The sequence below is a fragment of the Litchfieldella xinjiangensis genome, assembly GCF_000759345.1.
GTDB classification, from domain to species: Bacteria; Pseudomonadota; Gammaproteobacteria; order Pseudomonadales; family Halomonadaceae; genus Litchfieldella_A; species Litchfieldella_A xinjiangensis.
The window spans coordinates 1-18,948 of sequence record NZ_JPZL01000005.1 but is presented as its reverse complement, the minus strand read 5'-3'; the positions used below and the strand labels follow the sequence as shown (position 1 = coordinate 18,948).

Genomic DNA, 18,948 nt, shown 5'->3' with positions numbered 1-18,948 from the left:
CCGCCGGCCAAGGGCCGGCGGTGTCGTATGTGCCTTGCTGAGTGACGCTTATCCATCATGTTCCGCTGGCTGCCGTAGTGCCGCTCTGCTTGCTACGACGCTGCATCATGAACAGGCCGCCACCGACCGCCAGACCGATCAGGTCGGTATAGATACCGCCGTAGATCAGGCACAACGCCCCCGCGAGCATGACCACGCGCTGCCAGGCCTTGACCGGACCGAAGAACCAGGCCTGAACGGTGGCGGACAACAGTACGATACCTAGGGTGGCGGTGAGGCCGACACGCAGGATCTGCAGTGCGCTGCCTTCCATTAGCATGGCCGGGCTGTAGAAGAACATGAACGGCACGATGAACGCAGCCAGGCCGATCTTGAACGACGCCACCGACGTGCCCATGGCGTTATCGCCCGATATGCCCGCGGCTGCGTAGGAAGCCAGGGCCACCGGCGGCGTGATGGCCGAGACGACCGCAAAGTAGAACACGAAGAAGTGAGCGATCAACGGCTGGATCCCGATATCGATCAACCCAGGAGCGACCACCGACGCGGCCACCGCATAAGCGGCAGTGGTGGGCATCCCCATGCCCAGCAGGATCGAGATGCACATGGCGAAGAACAGGGCCAGCAGCTGGCTGACACCGGCCAGGCCGAGCAACAGCGAGGAGAAGCGGGCACCCACCCCGGTCAACGCGATGACACCGACGATGAGGCCGGCGCAGGCGCACACGGCGATGATCTGAATCGCCATGGTACCGGCCAGCTGCAGTGCCTTGAGAATGGCTTGCAGCCCCATCTTGTTGGGCGAGAGCCAGCTCACCACCGCGGCGGAAACGGTAGCCAGGGTACCCGCGCGGATGACCGAGTAGCCCATGAACAATGCCACGATGAGAATGATGATCGGCGCGAACAGGTAGACCTGCTTTACCAAGCGACGGAACTTGGGGATCTGATCCTTGGGCAAGCCCTGCATGCCCTTGCGAGCGGCCTCGAAGTCGACCATGAAGTAGACCGAGGCAAAATACAGAATCGACGGAATGATGGCCGCAATGGCAATCTCGGTATACGGGATACCGGTGATCTCGGCCATGATGAAGGCGCCCGCGCCCATGATCGGTGGCATGATCTGGCCACCGGTGGATGCCGCCGCTTCGATGGCGCCAGCGCTGCGGCCGGGGTAACCGACCTTCTTCATCAATGGGATGGTCAGCGAGCCGGTGGATACGACGTTACCTGCGCTGGTGCCGTTGATCATACCCATCAGGCCCGAGGCAAAGATGGCGACCTTGGCGGGACCGCCACGGGCGCGGCCGGCAGCGGCGAAGGCGAAGTTGATGAAGTACTCGCCGACACGCGAGGCCTGCAGGAATGCGGCAAAGATGATGAAGAGAATGATATAGGTCGACGACACCGCCGTCGTTGGCCCGAGGATACCGGTATCGGTGTAGACCTGGCTGAAGAAACGGTTCATCGAAAGCCCCGGGTACCCCAGGAAACCGGGCAGATAGGGACCCACGAAGACGTAGCTCAGGAAGACGGCCGAGATGATGACCAAGGCGAGACCGGCCACACGGCGCGTCAGCTCGAGGATCAGCATTGAACCGGCGATTGCGGCCCAGGTAAGGCCTACGGGGGCGAACGATGTCCCGGTGGAAGCGCGCAGCGGGCTGTTGAAAACCAATAACAGGTAACCGGCCACGGCCAAGGAGCTGACCATCAAAACGATATCGGCCGGGTTGATGCGGCTGCGATCCTCGTGCAGTACCCACGATATGGCGATCGCCATCGCCGTGGCGAAGACCAGCGGATACCCGTAGTGCCAGGTTTCCACCAACGGGTCGATGCGCATGGCGCCGCCGCTCATCGTTTGGTACATCAGATAAGTCTGTACCAATGCGTAGGCGGCAGGGATCAGCAGGGCGTAGCTGATCCAGGACAGGCCGCGCCCCGATGATGAGCGTGTGCCCTCATCGAGAAAACGCGACCCGGCGTAAAAGGCAAATCCCAGGACCAGGGCACCGGCGATGTGCACGATGCGGAACGACCAGGTTTCCAAGGGAAAGGCATTGAGCGTTATCAGGTGAAACGCGGAATAGACGATCGCAAGTCCCGCGAATAGCATCCATTGCCAGCCGGTGTATATGCGTCGATTGGCTTCGACGACTTCCTCGTCGGCCCCATCGGCGAGGGACTCAGGCTCCGCCTCGGTAGACTCCGGGCTGACCGCATCGCGGTTATCGGGTGTATGGCTCATGAGGGGATAACCCTTGGTATGTTACGGAGAGCAAGCCATACCCCGTGCCGGTTGGCACGGGGTATGGGGTCAGAGGTCGTGCTGGGTTCAGTCGAGCTTCAGTTCGTCATCGATTTCGTAGCCGTTTTCTTCATACCAGCGCACGGCGCCCGGATGGAAGGGCAGCACCTTGTTGTGCTTGATGTTCTCCGGCACGCTGTGCTGGGCGCTGCGATGGATGTTCTGCATCTTCTCGTTGTTTTCCAGGCTCAGCTTGGTGACTTCGTAGATGAAGTCTTCGGGCAGGTCACACCGGGCGATGGTGAAGTTCCACATGGAAACCGCACGTGCATCATCTTCGAGCGTCTCGTACGTGCTGGCCGGGATCGAGAATTCCGAGACCGGGAAGGCCTCCATGACGGTGGCCTGCTCTTCTTCGGTGAACTCGATGATGTTCACATCGGTTTGGACTTCGAGCTGGCTGACGGCGGGGATCGGGATGCCGGCGGCGAAGGCGACGACGTCGATCAGACCGTCCTGCAACTGCCCACCCAGGTCGGACCAACCGCCGTTACGACGCTCGAAATCGACCCCGAGCTCTTCCAGCATGGCCGGGAAGTAAGTGTCCGAGGTGGATGCTGCAGGGCCGAAGCCGATGCGGGCGCCGTCGGGAATTTCGGAAATCGAGGTGATACCGGAACTGCTTAGCGCCGCAATGGAGAACGGCGTCTCGTACATCGGGAACAGGGCGCAGACATTGTCCATGGTCAAGCCCGGCGCCAGGGGGCTCTCGCCCTTCATGGCATCGGAGGCCGGCCCCATGGTGGTCAGGCCGAAGGCCACATCGCCACCGTGGACCAGGGCCAGGTTCTGAGTCGGGCCACCGGTCACTTCGCCGCCGCCGGAAAGACCGAGTTCGTCGGCGATCATATTGGCCCAGCCAGAGCCGTACACGTAATAGGTGCCGCCTTGACTCGCGGTGCCCACGGTGAAGTTATCCGGCCAATCGGAGCGATCTGCGTGTGCGGCAGATGTCATCATCAGGCCGCCGACGCAGGCACCCGTCACTAGTGTGGCAAGGCGCGTCAGGGGAAGACGAGTTTTAGCTGACATGCGAGTCCCTCATGGTTCTTTGTGATTGATTTCATATGTCTGGCCAGTAATAAGCGCAAGCCATATGCCAGGCGTAATGTAACCTAATAAAAACATATTGTTATATTTTTTATTTTCGACCAAGGTCTAAGTCCTTGGTGCACGGATTGTGCGGCATTCCGCACAATTTCATGCATGGTTGTGCGGAATGTCGCACAAAAAACGCCTCCCGTAGGAGGCGTGAAGCAGTGGAGGGTAAATGAGTCAGTGTCGGGTCGGCCCCTTGGGATCCAGAATTCGGACAGGTTGGAAGTCTTCGTTCGGGCTGTCCTCGCGCGGTCGAGTGACCCGGGTTTCAATCGGGTCGGTGGCCTGCTCCTCGACCGGGAGCTGTTCCAGGAAATCGCAGGCGACGCATTCCCGATAGAGAACGCCTTGCTGTTCCCACGTGCGGATGCGATCCATGGCGGCACAGCGCGGACAAATCGCCCCGGCGATAAAGCGTTTAGGGGTTGCCATCGTAGCTCCTCATCAAGCGGCGCGGATGCCGCTATGGCGCAGCAGCGGATCGATGCTCGGATCACGTCCCCGGAAGGCCCGGAACATGTCCGCAGCGTCGCGTGACCCGCCCTGCTCAAGAATTTCCCGACGGAACCGCAATCCCGTATCGGGGTTGAAGATGCCGTCTTCCTCGAAGGCGCTGTAGGCATCGGCGGAGAGAACCTCCGCCCACTTGTAGCTGTAGTAGCCCGCCGCATAGCCCCCGGCAAAAACGTGGCTGAAACTGTTCTGGAAACGATTGAAGCTGGCACGGGGCACCACGGAGAACGCGTCACGTACCTGATCCAGCAGCGCCTGAACGTCGTCCGCGCTGGGGGCTGCCAATTCATGATGGAGACGGAAGTCGAACAAGGAGAACTCGATCTGGCGCATCATGCCCATGGCCGACTGAAAGTTCTTGGCGGCCTGTAGGCGCTCGAGTAACTCATCAGGCAGCTTGTCGCCGCTCTGTACGTGCCCGGCAATGAGATCGAGCCCTTCGCGCTCCCAGCAAAAGTTCTCCATGAACTGGCTGGGCAATTCCACGGCATCCCAAGCCACGCCATTGATGCCCGAAACGTCCGCAACGGCCTGTTTGGTCAGCATGTGGTGCAAACCATGGCCGAATTCGTGGAATAGCGTGGTCACTTCGTCGTGCGTCAGCAGCGCCGGTTTTCCGCCGACGGGGCGTGTGAAATTGCAGGTCAGGTAAGCGACCGGCAGCTGCAGGCTGCCATCCTCGCGGGTCCGGCGCACACGGCACTCATCCATCCATGCCCCGCCGCGCTTGCCTTCACGTGCATAGAGGTCGAGATAGAACCCGGCGATCGGCTGGCCACCCTCCAGGATGCGATAGAAGCGTACGTCGGGATGATAGCGGGGGGCCTCGTTATCCTCTTCGAACTGCACGCCATACAGGGTCTCGACCACTTGGAACAGGCCGTCGGTCACGCGGGGGGCCGGGAAATAGGGGCGGAGTTGTTCCTGGGAGATCGAATAGCGATCTTCGCGCAGTTTTTCGCTGGCATAGCCGACGTCCCAGGGCTCGAGCGTTTCGAGACCTAGTGTCTCGCGGGCATAGGCTTCCAGCTCGGCGAATTCTTCCTTGGCCTGGGGATGGGCCCGCTTGGCCAGGTCTTCGAGAAAATCGAGAACATGTCGCGGGGAATCGGCCATCTTGGTCGACAGTGAATAGTCGGCATATGTCGCGAACCCAAGCAACTCGGCAAGCTCACGCCGCAGCTTGAGAGTCTCTTCTATGATCGGCGCGTTATCGAACTTGCCCGCATCCGGCCCCTGGTCCGAAGCTCGGGTCACGAAGGCGGTATAGATCTCCTGTCGCAGTTCACGATCGTGGGCGAAGCTCATCACCGGGAAGAAGCTGGGAAAATCCAGGGTGATGCGATAGCCGTCGACGCCCTTGGCCTCGGCGTTGGCCCTGAGCGTATCGAGAGCGCTTTCGGGCAGCCCCTCCAGCGTTTTCGGATCGTCGATATCCTTGTGCCATGCCTGGGTGGCATCCAGCACCTGGTTGGAGAATGTGTTCGCCAGCTCTGAAAGCCGAGACTGGATCTCGCCGTAGCGACGCTTCTTCTCGGCAGGCAGATCAACCCCGGCCAGGCGGAAGTCACGCAGCGTATTGTCGATCGAGCGGCGCTGGGCCGCATCCAGCGCTGCAAAGTCCGGTGAGGCTTTCAGCGCCTGATAGGCCTTGAACAGGTCTTCGTTCTGGCCAAGCCAGGTGCTGTACTCGGACAGTTTGCCGAGGCAGGCCTGGTACGCCTCACGCAGGGGTTCGGAGTTCATGGTGGCGTTGAGGTGCGACACCGGCGACCACGCCTGGGCGAGCCGATCGTTTACGGCCTCGAGCGGGGCCGCCAGCGTCTCCCAGCGGGGTGTCTCGTGCTTGGCCCGCTCGGCCAGCTGCTCGATGTCCCTGCGGTTATCGGCAATCAATCGTTCGATGGCCGGGACCACGTGGCCGGGCTGAATCTCGCCAAAGGGTGGCAGTGTATGGGTCTCGAGCAGGGGATTGCGCGACATGGGGGACCTCCGATGGAATCTGACAGTTAGATGCGGGCACCCGAGTAAGGTTTCAATCCCCACGCGGCTACCCCGGCGCCCCCAGGGCTGGTAGGCTTCGCCCCCGATGGTTGCGCGGCACGTTGGCCGCTACCCTGCAGGCGGTATCCAAGGATTCTTCATAACATGAGCGAGACTCTAGAGCGTTGGAGTTCACGCCGGGCCTTCATCCTGGCGGTAACAGGCGCAGCAGTCGGACTAGGAAACATCTGGCGCTTTCCCTACATGACCGGTGAGAACGGCGGTGCGGCGTTTCTATTGCTGTACATCGCGTTCGTCCTGTTGCTGGGCCTGCCCGTCATGATGGCTGAAATCATGATCGGTCGGGCGGGGCGACGCAGTCCCATGCATTCGCTCGCCTATCTGGCGCAGCAGGCCAAGGCCACGACACATTGGCGGTGGCTAGGCGCCTTCGGGGCGATGACGGTGTTTTTCATCCTCTCTTTTTATTCCGTGGTATCGGGGTGGTCGATCGAGTTCTTGATCGAATCGATCAATGGCGACTTCGAAGGACTCTCGCCGGATGAGATCGGGGCCAATTTCGAGGGTTTCCTGGCCGACCCGTTGCGCATGACCTTCAACCACTCGCTATTTCTGCTGCTGACCATGACAGTGGTCGCTGCCGGGATATCCAACGGGCTGGAGAAACTCAACAACCTGTTGATGCCGCTGCTTTACCTTCTGCTCATCGCCCTGGTCGTGTACGCCGCCTTTCATGATGGCTTCGTGCCGGCCCTGAGGTGGCTGTTCAGCCCTGATTTCGACGCCGTCACGCCGGGCGTCGTGCTCAATGCACTGGGGCATGCCTTCTTTACCTTGGCTGTGGGCGCTTGCGCGCTAATGGCGTATGGCGCCTACATGCCGGATCACCAGAGCCTGCCCAAGGCGGCCCTGGCCGTGGCCGTGCTGGACGTTCTGGTGGCATTGCTGGCAGGGATCGCGATTTTTTCTGCGGTCTTCGCCCAGGGCATGGATCCGGCCGAAGGGCCCGGGTTGATGTTCGTGACACTGCCGATCGCCTTCGCCAATCTCCCATGGGGCATGCTGTGGCTCAGCATCTTCTTCCTGCTGCTGCTCCTGGCGACCTGGACGTCATCGATCAACCTGGCCGAACCGATGGTCGCCACCCTGCAGGGCATCGGCTTGCGCCGGGGACGGGCCACCGCCATCGTGGCAGTCGGGGTGTGGCTGGCCGGCATGCTTTCGGTACTTTCTTTCTCGACCATGGCCGATGTGCACTGGCTGGGCGAGATGAATTTTTTCGATCTCGTCACGACGATACCGACCGACATATTCCTGCCTCTCGGCGGGCTGTTGATTGCCATTTTCGCCGCCTGGGTCCTGCCCCGCGAGATCGCATTGCGGGCGTTGGATGCGGGCCCCAACGGCTTCCGCGCCTGGCGCGCCATGGTGCGGTATGTGTCGATACCGCTGACATTGCTGGTGTTGCTGTCCGGGCTGCTATGATCAGCTCGATGTCGGCTTGACGATGATTTCAAAGGAGACCTACCGATGACGACACGGAGCTTCCAAGGCATCACTCCGCGCCTGGGCGAGCGGGTCTACGTCGATCCAACCAGCGTGGTACTCGGGGATGTGGCCCTGGGCGATGACTGTTCGGTATGGCCGATGGCGGTCATTCGCGGCGATATGCATCGCATCCGGATCGGGGCGCGTTGCAGTATCCAGGATGGCAGTGTCCTGCATATCACCCATGCCAGCGACTTCAACCCGGGAGGGTATCCGTTGACGCTCGGTGAGGATGTCACCGTGGGGCACAAGGCAATCCTCCACGGATGCACCGTTGGCAATCGCGTGCTGGTAGGCATGGGCGCTATCGTCATGGATGGTGCCGTGGTCGAGGACGACGTGCTGCTCGCCGCGGGGGCCGTGGTCCCGCCCGGCAAGCACCTCGAGAGCGGGCATGTCTATGCCGGTAGTCCGGCCAGAGCGGTACGGCCATTGAAGGAATCGGAGCGTGAGTTCTTCACTTATAGTGCAGCGAATTACGTCAAGCTCAAGGACCAGTATCTGCGTGAATGATCATTTACGCTAATATCGTTTAAGCTATTGTTTAACCAAGGGATATCGGGCGATAATCTGGATATTTATCCAGTGAGGTGTCGCCCGGCATGGCCGACTTCCGTTCCCATCTGAGCGTGGCTGCCGTCGGCGGGGCTCTTGCAGCCTACAGTGGCTGGCAGGTGGGCTTGTGGTCACTCGTCGAGGCATCGCCTCTGGCGGCATTGGTGGCGTTCGGTGGTATCCTGCCGGACATAGACGCCGACCATTCGCGGGCCATTCGGCTGCTCTTCACCTTGTTTGCCGTACTCGCCGTGATTGCCGGCGTGCTCCTGATGCAGTCACGTTTGTCGCCTGGCGAACTGGTGGCCGCCTGTGGTGGGTTATACGTCGGCGTTCGTTATGGCGCAGGCGCCCTGTTCAAACGCTTCACGGTGCACCGTGGCATCTGGCATTCGCTGCTGGCAGGGGGCTTGTGTGGCCTGGTGGTCACAGTACTCGGCTATCGCCTGTTCGAGCAGGGCGCGAGCCAGGCCTGGTGGCAGGGGTTGGCACTCTTCGCCGGCGTGGTGATTCATCTGCTGCTCGACGAGATGTACAGCGTCGATCTCACCGGGGCGCGGATCAAGCGCTCCTTCGGCACCGCCCTCAAGCTGTGCGACTTGCGCGAGCCGGGGAATTCAGTGGTGATGCTGATGGCTGGGGCGACGCTGATCCCTTGGCTGCCTCCCTGGTCTACCTTGTGGGGGGTCCTGTCTCAGGGCGTGGCGGCCTGGCGGTAATCATCGGCCTTGAGACCGTACTTCTTCAGCTTGTCATAAAGGGTCTTGCGCGGTAGCCCAAGATGTTCGCATACCGCCGGTATGCGTCCGCGATGACTGGCCAACGACTGGCTTATCAGGCTCTTTTCGAACAACTCGACCTGTTGTGGCAAGGCCATGTCGCCAGGCCCTGGCTCGACACCATCAAGCAGCGCCTCGAGGCGGTAATCGTGGGCGGCCCCCAGCAGCACGTAGCGTTCCGCCAGGTTGCGAAGTTCACGCACGTTGCCCGGCCAATCGTGGGCCATCAGGGTCGAGACGCCCCCGGCGTTCAGGGGTGGGGCTTCGAGCCCGCTGCGGTTGGCGGACACCACGGCAAAATGCTGGAACAAGAGTGGAATATCCTCGCGCCGTTCGCGTAGCGGGGGAATCGGCAGGGTCACGACATTGAGTCGGTAGTAAAGGTCCTCGCGAAACTCTCCCGCTTCGGCGGCCGCCTTGAGATCGATCTTGGTGGCGGCAATCACCCGAATATCCAGGGGAGTGGGCACATTCGCGCCCAGGCGCTCGACACAGCGCTCCTGAAGCACACGCAAAAGCTTGACCTGTAGCGTTAGCGGCATCGACTCGATTTCATCGAGAAATACCGTGCCGTGATTGGCATGCTCGAACTTGCCTATGCGCCGGTCCAGCGCCCCGGTAAACGCCCCTTTCTCGTGCCCGAACAGCTCCGATTCAATGATGGCTTCCGGCACCGCCCCGCAATTGATGGCGACGAAAGGGAAGCCGCTTCGCACGCTGCGCTCGTGAAGCGAGCGTGCCACCAGATCCTTTCCGGTGCCGGTTTCGCCGAACAGCAGCACGTCGGCTTCGACCTGGCTGATGCGCTGCACCATGGATGCCAGGCGCTGCATGACCGGCGTCCGGCCGACCAGGCGAGGGCCGGGGGCGGATTGCTGGGCCTCCAGTTCGGCCTTGAGCTGACGGTTTTCGAGGCTCAGGCGGCGCTTGTCGATACCCCGGCGAACCATTTCGACCAGGCGCTCCCCGGCAAATGGCTTCTCGAGAAAATCCCAGGCGCCTTCGCGCATGGCTTCGACAGCAGTCGATATATCGCCATGTCCGGTAATCAATATGACCGGTAGGTCCGGGTCGCGCCGCCGCACCTCACGCAGAAGGCTCATGCCATCCATGCCGGGCATGCGGATATCGCTGACCAGGACGCCGGCGAAGTCGGGTGTCAGCCGTTCGAGTGCCGCTTCGGCACTGACCAGGGCTTCGGGGTGATAACCCGCCAACTCCAGCGTCTGGCTGGCGGTGATGCGCAGATGTTCTTCGTCATCGACGATCAGCACCGGGCTATCCGAGTCGTCATGCATGCGGGGCGGGCTCCTCGGCGTTGCGTTGCTCCGAGTTTACGATAGTCTCGGGATCCAGGGGCAGAATGATAGTGAAGCGAGCGCCTCTCTCGGGGAGATTGTCCACTTCCAGGCGACCGCCGAGATCATCGACGATACGTGACGAGATGGACAACCCCAGGCCTAGCCCACTGCCGGAGGACTTGGTAGTAAAAAAGGGCTCGAAGACCCGCTTGAGATGTTCGGGGGCGATACCGGGCCCGTTATCGGCGACGGCGATTCGCACCTCCTTCGGCTGCGGTGAGATGCTGAGTGTCAGCTTGGGGGCCGGTGTATCGGCCATCGCCTGCAGCGCATTGCCGATCAGGTTGACCATGACTTGTTCGAGGCGAACCAGGTCGGCACGTACCCAGACGTCATGGGCGGGCCAGTGACGCTTCACCTCGACCCCGGCGTCGCTGAGCCGGGCCTGGTAGAGGCGTAGCGCGTAATCGAAACAGGCCGGGACGGAAACGGCGGTCAGGCTGTCGCCGCTCTTTCGCGAGAACTGTTTCAGCTGTGCACTGATGGCGGCCATGCGCGCCGTGAGCTCGACGACTTGTTCGAGATTGGCATCGACGGTTTCCAGTCGGTTGCGTGCCAGGAAGGCGCGGGCATTTTCGGCGTAAGCACGGATGGCCGCCAATGGCTGGTTGAGCTCATGGTTGATGCCGGCGGCCAACTGACCGAGGACGGCCAGCTTGGTGGCCTGGATCAGTTCGTCGCGGGTTTGTCGCAGGTTGGCTTCGGCCCGCCGACGCTCCTCGATCTCATCGGAGAGACGCCGGTTGGAATCGACCAGGTCCCGGGTGCGTCGCTCCACGTTGAGTTCGAGTTCATCGCGGGCGCGTGCCAGCGTATGGCGCTCGCGTTCGGCAAACTGCTCGCGTTCACGACGCAAGCGCATGCGTTGCCAGCCGAACCCGCCGGCGAACAGGATGACGCCGTAAAAGCCTCCGGCCAGTAGCGCTGCCTGCCACTGGGCACGCTTGACCGGTTGCTGAGACTTCAGAATGTGCATGGCCCAGCCGAACTCGGGCAATGGGCGTGTCAGTAGCAGGAAGGTTTCATCGCTCAGTGGACCGTCGGAGAAAACGACATCACGACTCAGGTCGCGATGGGTATCGAGCAGTCGAATCCGCGAGGGGGCCAGCGGTTCGTCGGCATAGCGGCGGGTAGCGAGCAGCGCATCGCGCTCGTCCTCGCTCAGCGGGTTCAGGGCCGTCATGCGCAGCTCGGGGTGGCTGGCCATGAAGATGATGTCGTCCTGATCGGTGATGAGGAGCTCGGCATTCTGCCCGCCCCAGCTCTGCTCGATGGCATCCAGCAGCACCTTCACGACCATCACGCCATCGGGCCGGTTGTCGCCATCGTCGAGCATGACCGGTGCGGAAAAATAGTAGCCTCGTTCCAGCGACTGGACGCCGAGGCCATGGAAGCGCCCTTGGCCACCGGCAATGGCATCCTGGTAATAGCTGCGAAACGCATAATTCTGGCCGATGAAGGTGTTGTCCATGTGCCAGTTGCTGGCCGCAATGGTATTGGCGAAGCGGTCGAGTAGATAGATGTCGGAGACATCGGCCGTGGCCCGGAAATGGTCGAGCAACAGATTGACCGGCATGGCATCACGCTCGGGAGCCGCCAGGAACCGTTTGACGACCTCTCGCGTGGCCAGGAGTTCGGGGAGATAGTCGTGGCGCGACAGATGGCCTTCCAAACCGGCTGCGGAGAGCCGCAGCTCGTTTTCGGCCTCTTCCTGCAGGGTCTGCAGCGCCTGACCGCGTGCCATGCTGGCGGCCTGCCAGACGACCAGGGCAAATCCCAGCGGCACCACGAACAGCAGCCATAGACGCCATGAACGGCGTGGATTAGCCATCGGTGGGTTCGGGCAAGGCCTGTGCCCGGCGCAGCGCGCGCTGGGCGCGTGTCTCGGCGCGCTCCATTTCCAGCAGTTCCTCCTCGACGTATACCAGGTGCTCGTGAGAGCGGTTCCGGGCATCTTCGGCACGCCCTTCGAGGATGGCCTCGAGCAGGGCACGGTGCTGCCCCATTAGCCGAGTGCGTGCATCGGGCTTTTCGAACAGGTGGGTCAGGTTGTCGACGATACTCTTTTCCAGCAGATGAAAAATGCCACGTATGGTGTGCAACAAGAGCACGTTATGGGCCGATTCGGCGATGGCAAGATGAAACGCTGCATCGGCCTTGGCTTCCAGGGCGGGATTGCGCCCGGCAAAGCACGCCTCCAACTCCTCGAAACGGGCTGACAGCAGGGCCTTGTCAGCGGGCGTCGAGCGCAGGGCGGCGTAATAGGCGGAAATGCCTTCCATGGCGTCACGAAACTCGAGCAGGTCGAGATGAAATTCCTTGTGCCGCGGCAGCATGTCCAGCAAGGGGTCGCTGTATCGGGCATTGAGTTCTTCGGTGACGTAAGTGCCGCCCCCTTGGCGGCTGGTCAGCAGGCCGCGGGCAGCCAACTTCTGGATAGCCTCTCTTAGCGAGGGGCGCGACACGCCAAAGCGTTCGGCCAGTGCCCGCTCGGGAGGCAGTCGTTGGCCAGGCGTGAGGCTGCCTTCCAGAATCATGGCCTCCAGGCGTTCGGTAATGACATCTGCGATACGCGGCTGACGCACGGGGTGGTAAGCCATGAGAAGGCGCTCGTATGAATGCAAGCCGAGAGAGACGACTCAACGACTCGCATATGTGAATTGGTATTACCAAATTTATCCGAGAAACCCTGCCAAAAGCAAACCGAGCGCGTAAAGGGGAGGCGTTTCGATTCAATGGCTTGGTAGTCTTCGTGCAATAGCCTACCAAAGTCTAAGGCGAAAGACGGGACAAAACGCAACGTAGCGTTTGACACTGACGAGGTGATCTTTCTAAGGTGCAGCATTGCTAGCTGTAAATTGGTAAAACCAATTTACCACGGTGGGCCTGACTGCCGTGACGAGGAGAACGATAATGACGCCAGTCAAGCTTTACCCCGCCAAGCCGGATAAGGTCTATGTCTTTGGTACGTGTCTGATCGACCTTTTTTACCCTGAAGCCGGACTCGACGCTATCCGCTTGCTCGAGCGCGAGGGTATCGAGGTGATCTTTCCCGATGACCAGACCTGCTGCGGGCAGCCCGCCTATACCTCGGGCTACCACGATGAAGCACGTGCCGTGGCCGAGGCACAACTGTCGCTCTTTCCGGAGCCCTGGCCGATTATCGTTCCCTCGGGCTCGTGTGGCGGCATGATGCGTACGCATTATCCTCAATTGTTTGCCGGTACGCCCCGGGAGGCCGAGGCCCGGGAAGTGGCGTCACGGATCTATGAGCTCACCGAGTTCCTGGTTCACGTCTGTCATGTGCGCCTTGAAGACAAGGGGCGCACCGAGAAAGTGGCGATGCATACCTCGTGCAGTGCACGACGCGAAATGGGCCTGGCCGAGACGGGGCCGGCGCTGCTTGCGCAGCTTGGCGGGGTGGAACTAGTGGAACAGGCGCGTGCGGCGGAATGCTGCGGCTTCGGCGGCACGTTTGCCGTACGCCACCCCGAAGTCTCCGCTGCCATGGTCGAGGACAAGACGCTGGCCATTGAGGCGGCGGGCGCCGAGCACTTCGTGACATCGGACTGTGGCTGCCTCATGAATATTGGCGGTCGGTTCGAGCATCAGAAGAAGTCGCTGGGCGGCGAGCATATTGCCTCCTACCTGTGGCGGAGGACGTCATGAGCGTACAGCAATTCACCCCCCAGGCGTTTCATCGCCAAGCCCATGAGGCGCTGGGTGATCCCCAGATTCGTGCCAACTTCCGGCGTGCCATGGATGGCCTGATGACCAAGCGGCGCGATGTGTTTACCGATTGGGATCTGGAGACACTACGCGAACTGGGCGCCAATATTCGCCTGCGTGCGCTGGCCAAGTTGCCCGATCTGCTCGAGCAGCTCGAGACCAACTGCCAGACCAATGGGATTCGGGTGCACTGGGCCGAGGATGGCGAGGCGGCGTGTCGAATCATTCGCGAGCTATGCGAGGCGCGTGGTGCCAAGTCGGTCATCAAGGGCAAGTCGATGGTCTCCGAGGAGATGCATCTCAACGCCCATCTCGAGGCGGCAGGTATCGAGGCACTGGAGTCGGATCTCGGTGAGTACCTGGTGCAGCTCAACGAGCAGACACCCTCGCATATCATCATGCCGGCGATTCATCTCAACACTGATGAAATCTCCGAGATCATGCATGACAAGACGGGAACCGAGCGAACCCGCGATGTCGACTACATGACCGCTGCCGCCCGCGCCCAGTTGCGCGAGCGATTCATGTCCGCCGACGTGGGGGTGTCGGGTGTGAACTTCGCGGTGGCCGAGACCGGTACCCTGTGCCTGGTCGAGAATGAGGGCAACGGTCGCATGACGACGACCGTGCCTCCCATGCATATTGCCGTGACCGGGATCGAGAAGGTCGTCGAGCACCTTCGAGACGTTCCCCCGCTTTACGCGCTCCTGACCCGCTCGGCCACCGGCCAGCATGTTACCACCTATTTCAACATGATCAGCTCGCCACGAAAGCCCGGCGAGCATGACGGCCCCGAAGAAGTGCACCTGGTATTGGTCGACAACGGCCGCTCCAACATCTATCAGGATGACGAACTGCTCGATACCTTGCGCTGCATTCGCTGTGGTGCCTGCATGAATCACTGCCCGGTCTATACGCGGGTAGGGGGGCATACCTACGGCACCACTTATCCCGGTCCGATCGGCAAGATTCTCATGCCGCACATGCTGGGGCTGGAGGCCACCAAGGACCTGCCCAGTGCCTCGAGTCTGTGTGGGGCCTGCGGGGAGGTATGCCCGGTCAAGATCCCGATTCCCGATCTGTTGGTTCGACTGCGCAAGGAGGCCGTGGGCGAGGGGCGCGGCAATGTGCCCGGCGCCGGCGTCAAGCGCAACCGCAAGGAGGTGGCGGCCTGGAAGAGTTGGCAGTGGCTGGCCACGCATCCTGCGGCCTGGCGGGGCAGCACGGCCGTGGCTGGCAAGCTGCGTGGCCTGGCGCCCTCCCGGGTGGGGCCATGGACCGAGTACCGTAGCGCGCCGAAGTTGGCCAAGACTTCGCTGCATGCCCTGGTCAAGGCGCATCGCAGGGCGAAGGATGAAGGAGGCGAGTCATGAGTGCGCGCGAATCCATTTTGAAACGCTTGCGAGAGCGTACCGATGGCCCGCTCCAGGCGCCCGAAAGCGATTTTACAGTCGTAACTGGGCGGGGGTGGGATACCGGTGAGCGCATCGAACGCTTCGAGCGGTTGATTGGCTCGGTTCATGGCGAGGTGATCCACGCCACGCTCACTGACTGGACAGCCAAGCTGGCCGAGGTGCTGACCGCCAAGTCGATTCGCAGGCTGGCGCTGGGGCGCGAGCATCCAGTGCCGGTGGCTGCCCGGGCAGCATTGCTCGATCACGAGGTTGAGCTGGTCGATGTCGACAGGGACATCGAAACCTGGAAGCGAGAGCAATTCGAATCGGTGGATGCCGGGTTGACCTCGACGCGAGGCGGCATCGCCGAGACCGGCAGCCTGTGGCTCTGGCCCACGCCGGACGAGCCGCGACTGATCAGTCTGGTCCCGCCGATCCATATCGCCATTCTTGACAGCGAGACCATCGAGGACACCTTCTTCGATGTCATCGAGCGCCATGGTTGGGCGACGGAGATGCCCACCAATGCCTTGTTGGTCTCCGGACCGAGCAAGACAGCCGACATCGAGCAGACGCTTGCCTATGGCGTGCACGGACCGCGTGAACTGGTGGTGCTTATCCGCCATCCCCAGGAAGCGACATGAGTGTTTCCGGGCCTCTTGAGGTCTATCGCGAGCTGAAAGCGGCATTGAGTGCATTGATCCCTGGCGAACGCTTGATCGACGACCCGCTTCGCACCTTGGCCTATGGCACCGATGCCAGCTTTTATCGATTGATTCCCAAGCTGATCGTACGTGTCGACAGTGAAGCCGAGCTGATTTTGACGCTTGCCGAATGCCATGCGCGCCGGCTGCCGGTCACCTTTCGTGCAGCCGGAACCTCGCTGTCGGGACAGGCGGTGACCGATTCAGTGCTCATTGTTCTCAGCCGAGCGTGGCGTGGCCACGAAATCCTCGATCAGGGGGAGGCGATCCGGCTTCAGCCCGGGGTGATCGGCGCGCGAGCCAACCAGTTGCTGGCCCCTTTCAAGCGCAAGCTCGGCCCCGATCCGGCCTCGATCAATAGCTGCAAGATCGGTGGTATCGCCGCCAACAACGCCTCCGGGATGTGTTGTGGCACGGCGCAGAATAGCTACCGTACGCTACGCGATCTGAGAGTGATCCTGGCCGACGGCACGGTGCTCGATACGGCTGATGAAGAAAGCCGCGAGGCGTTTCGGCAAAGTCATGGGCCACTGCTCGAATCGCTCGAGCGGCTCTCACGCGAAACGCTGGCCAATACGCCGCTGGCTGAACGGATTCGGCACAAGTACCGGCTCAAGAATACGACGGGCTATGCCTTGAATAGCTTGGTGGATTTCACTGGCGGCTTCGAAATCCTCAAGCATCTCATGATCGGTTCTGAGGGCACGCTCGGCTTCATTAGCTCGATTACTTACGACACGGTGCCCGACGAGCCGTTGAAGGCCGCTGCCCTGGCGTTCTTTCCCGATATGGCAACCACCTGCCGTGCCACTATCGCGTTAAAGCGAACCCGGGTTTCGGCGGTAGAGTTGATGGATCGCGCTGCGCTGCGTTCGGTACAAGGCAAGCCGGGCATGCCTGATGTATTGAGAGCACTTCCTGAGGGCGCCGCGGCACTGCTGATCGATATCCGCGGTGACGATGCGACAACACTCGAAGCTCGTGAGGCGGAGGTGCACGCTGCACTCGAGGGCCTCAAGGCATTGGAACCACTGACATTTACCCATCAGCAGGCCACCTACGAGTTGTACTGGAAAATCCGCAAGGGTCTATTTCCGGCGGTGGGAGCCGTGCGTGAAAACGGCACGACGGTGATCATCGAGGATGTGGCCTTCCCGATTGAACGGCTCGATGAGGGCGTGCTGGCGCTCACCGAGGTGTTTCGGCGCCACGGCTATGCGGAGGCCATCCTGTTCGGCCATGCGCTTGAGGGCAACCTGCATTTCGTCTTCCCCCAGGGCTTCGACAAGCCGGGGGAAGTCGAGCGCTACCAGGCGCTGATGGACGATGTCGCCCAGTTGGTGGCCGTCGAGTATGGCGGTTCGCTCAAGGCTGAGCATGGGACCGGGCGCAACATGGCGCCATATGTCGAACTCGAGTGGGGGGCCGACGCCTACGCGCTGATGTGGCAGATCAAGGCGCTGTTCGACCCCGGCAATCTGCTCAATCCCGATGTGATACTGAGTCGCAACAAGACGCTGCACCTGGAGAACCTTAAGCCCTTGCCTGCAGCCGATCCGTTGATCGACAAGTGCATCGAATGCGGCTTCTGCGAACCTGTCTGCCCCTCCAAGGATCTGACGCTCACCCCAAGGCAGCGCATCGTGGTTCGCCGTGAAATGGCTCGCCTGGTGGCGCTGGGCAACCAGGCCACGCATCAGGATGCTGCCAGGCTCGAGCGCCTTGAAAAGGACTATGCCTATGAGGGCATCGATACCTGCGCTGCCGATGGGTTATGTGCCACGCAGTGCCCGGTCGGCATCAACACGGGGGACCTGGTGCGCAACCTGCGTATGGAGCGCAACATCGGCAAGGCGAGGCTGGCGCAACGCATTGGTCATCACTTTTCTGGTGCGACCCGGTTCGGTCGCGGTGCATTGAACGCCGCTTCGGCTGGTCAGGCCGTGCTGGGTGACAAAGGCATGACGGCGATAAGTGGCATGCTGCACCGGGTCAGCGACGGCAAGCTGCCCCAATGGGTGCCGACGTTGCCACGTGCCGCGTCAATCAAGGTTCTCAGGCCGACAAGCGGTCCATCGGGGCGCGACAAGGTGGTCTATTTCGCCTCGTGTGCCACTCGAGTGTTTGGGGCGCAGCGCAATGACGACGAAGCGCGCTCCATCATGGAGCTGAGCCTGGTGCTACTGGAAAAGGCAGGATTCGAAGTCATCATTCCCGCCATGCCGAGCCATTTATGCTGCGGCATGGCCTTCGAATCCAAGGGCCTCTTCGATGAGGCTGATCACAAGGCGCGCGAACTCAACCGGGAATTGCTTGCGGCCAGCCAGAATGGCCGCTTCCCCGTACTCAGCGATACCAGCCCCTGTACCATGCGCATGCAGGAATCCCTCGACGAGCGGTTGACGCTTTTCGAACCGGTGAGCTTTGCCCATGATTTCCTGCTGCCGCGTCTGGATATCACGCCGCTGGAGGAGCGCATTGCCGTTCATGTGTCCTGTTCCAGTACACGTATGGGGCTGGCCGACAAGTTCGTGTCACTGGCTCGTGCCTGTGCTCAGGAGATCGTGATACCGGCGGATATCACGTGCTGTGGTTTTGCCGGCGACAAGGGATTCACTACACCGGAGCTCAATGCATCGGCGTTGCAGGGGTTGGCTGAACAAGTGGCAGGATGCAGTGCAGGCTATTCCAATTCCCGTACCTGCGAGATCGGATTGTCGTTGCATGGCGGCATTCCCTACCGCTCTATCTTTTCCCTGCTCGATCGGGTCAGCCGCCCTAAAATGGCTCATAATGAGCAGGTGGTAGGATGATCCTTCCCGCTTGGCACGAGATATTCAATAAAGTGTCACGACAGTGTCAAAAACCGCTTGCAAGCCACCAGGCTAATCCGTAAAGTACGCATCCGCTGCCGGCGACGGGCAACGTTGCAGGCGGTGGAGGATGGTGCAA

At 61.3% G+C, this 18,948-nt stretch carries 14 protein-coding genes; 7 read left to right on the top strand and 7 right to left on the bottom strand.

What is annotated here, in order from left to right; all coding sequences use genetic code 11:
* Positions 1-55: 55 nt before the first annotated feature.
* The 4 genes from JH15_RS17130 to prlC all read right to left on the bottom strand — a co-directional run bounded on the left by JH15_RS17130 (position 56) and on the right by prlC (position 5,905).
* Positions 56-2,251 (bottom strand): TRAP transporter permease, encoded by a 2,196-nt coding sequence (locus JH15_RS17130; protein ID WP_043532685.1) that lies wholly within the window; start codon positions 2,249-2,251, stop codon positions 56-58.
* Between the two features lie 87 nt (positions 2,252-2,338).
* Entirely contained in the window at positions 2,339-3,343 is a 1,005-nt protein-coding gene (locus JH15_RS17125; protein ID WP_052384217.1) for a TAXI family TRAP transporter solute-binding subunit, read from the bottom strand.
* Between the two features lie 243 nt (positions 3,344-3,586).
* Positions 3,587-3,841 (bottom strand): YheV family putative zinc ribbon protein, encoded by a 255-nt coding sequence (locus JH15_RS17120; protein ID WP_043532683.1) that lies wholly within the window; start codon positions 3,839-3,841, stop codon positions 3,587-3,589.
* Between the two features lie 12 nt (positions 3,842-3,853).
* Positions 3,854-5,905: an oligopeptidase A gene (prlC, locus tag JH15_RS17115; protein ID WP_043532681.1), complete on the bottom strand. Its 2,052-nt coding sequence runs from the start codon at positions 5,903-5,905 to the stop codon at positions 3,854-3,856.
* Positions 5,906-6,070: 165 nt separating this feature from the next.
* On the opposite strand from prlC, the gene JH15_RS17110 reads away from it, so the two are divergent.
* From JH15_RS17110 to JH15_RS17100, 3 genes are all read left to right on the top strand, one after another.
* The gene (locus JH15_RS17110) at positions 6,071-7,411 is read left to right on the top strand and encodes a sodium-dependent transporter (protein ID WP_043532679.1); all 1,341 of its coding nucleotides are present in this window, start codon (positions 6,071-6,073) and stop codon (positions 7,409-7,411) included.
* A gap of 45 nt (positions 7,412-7,456) precedes the next feature.
* Complete coding sequence (locus JH15_RS17105; RefSeq protein WP_043532677.1) at positions 7,457-7,987, top strand: gamma carbonic anhydrase family protein; 531 nt, start codon at positions 7,457-7,459, stop codon at positions 7,985-7,987.
* An 89-nt stretch (positions 7,988-8,076) separates the two neighbouring features.
* Positions 8,077-8,748: a metal-dependent hydrolase gene (locus JH15_RS17100; RefSeq protein ID WP_043532675.1), complete on the top strand. Its 672-nt coding sequence runs from the start codon at positions 8,077-8,079 to the stop codon at positions 8,746-8,748.
* Here the strand turns inward: JH15_RS17100 and JH15_RS17095 are convergent.
* From JH15_RS17095 to JH15_RS17085, 3 genes are read right to left on the bottom strand one after another with little or no spacing between them, the layout of a single operon-like run.
* On the bottom strand, positions 8,724-10,106 hold the full coding sequence (locus JH15_RS17095; protein ID WP_043532673.1) for a sigma-54-dependent transcriptional regulator: 1,383 nt from the start codon (positions 10,104-10,106) through the stop codon (positions 8,724-8,726). The two genes, JH15_RS17100 and JH15_RS17095, sit on opposite strands and share 25 nt — an antisense overlap.
* Positions 10,099-12,000 (bottom strand): sensor histidine kinase, encoded by a 1,902-nt coding sequence (locus JH15_RS17090; RefSeq protein WP_043532671.1) that lies wholly within the window; start codon positions 11,998-12,000, stop codon positions 10,099-10,101. Before JH15_RS17090 ends, JH15_RS17095 begins: the two co-directional genes overlap by 8 nt.
* Positions 11,993-12,769: a GntR family transcriptional regulator gene (locus JH15_RS17085; protein ID WP_043532669.1), complete on the bottom strand. Its 777-nt coding sequence runs from the start codon at positions 12,767-12,769 to the stop codon at positions 11,993-11,995. Before JH15_RS17085 ends, JH15_RS17090 begins: the two co-directional genes overlap by 8 nt.
* 313 nt (positions 12,770-13,082) lie before the next feature.
* On the opposite strand from JH15_RS17085, the gene JH15_RS17080 reads away from it, so the two are divergent.
* From JH15_RS17080 to JH15_RS17065, 4 genes are read left to right on the top strand one after another with little or no spacing between them, the layout of a single operon-like run.
* Positions 13,083-13,838: a (Fe-S)-binding protein gene (locus tag JH15_RS17080; protein WP_052384216.1), complete on the top strand. Its 756-nt coding sequence runs from the start codon at positions 13,083-13,085 to the stop codon at positions 13,836-13,838.
* The gene (locus tag JH15_RS17075) at positions 13,835-15,271 is read left to right on the top strand and encodes a LutB/LldF family L-lactate oxidation iron-sulfur protein (protein ID WP_043532665.1); all 1,437 of its coding nucleotides are present in this window, start codon (positions 13,835-13,837) and stop codon (positions 15,269-15,271) included. The genes JH15_RS17080 and JH15_RS17075 overlap by 4 nt, the downstream gene beginning before the upstream one ends.
* Complete coding sequence (locus JH15_RS17070; RefSeq protein ID WP_043532664.1) at positions 15,268-15,936, top strand: LutC/YkgG family protein; 669 nt, start codon at positions 15,268-15,270, stop codon at positions 15,934-15,936. Before JH15_RS17075 ends, JH15_RS17070 begins: the two co-directional genes overlap by 4 nt.
* Positions 15,933-18,809 (top strand): FAD-binding and (Fe-S)-binding domain-containing protein, encoded by a 2,877-nt coding sequence (locus tag JH15_RS17065; protein WP_052384215.1) that lies wholly within the window; start codon positions 15,933-15,935, stop codon positions 18,807-18,809. Before JH15_RS17070 ends, JH15_RS17065 begins: the two co-directional genes overlap by 4 nt.
* Positions 18,810-18,948: the final 139 nt, after the last annotated feature.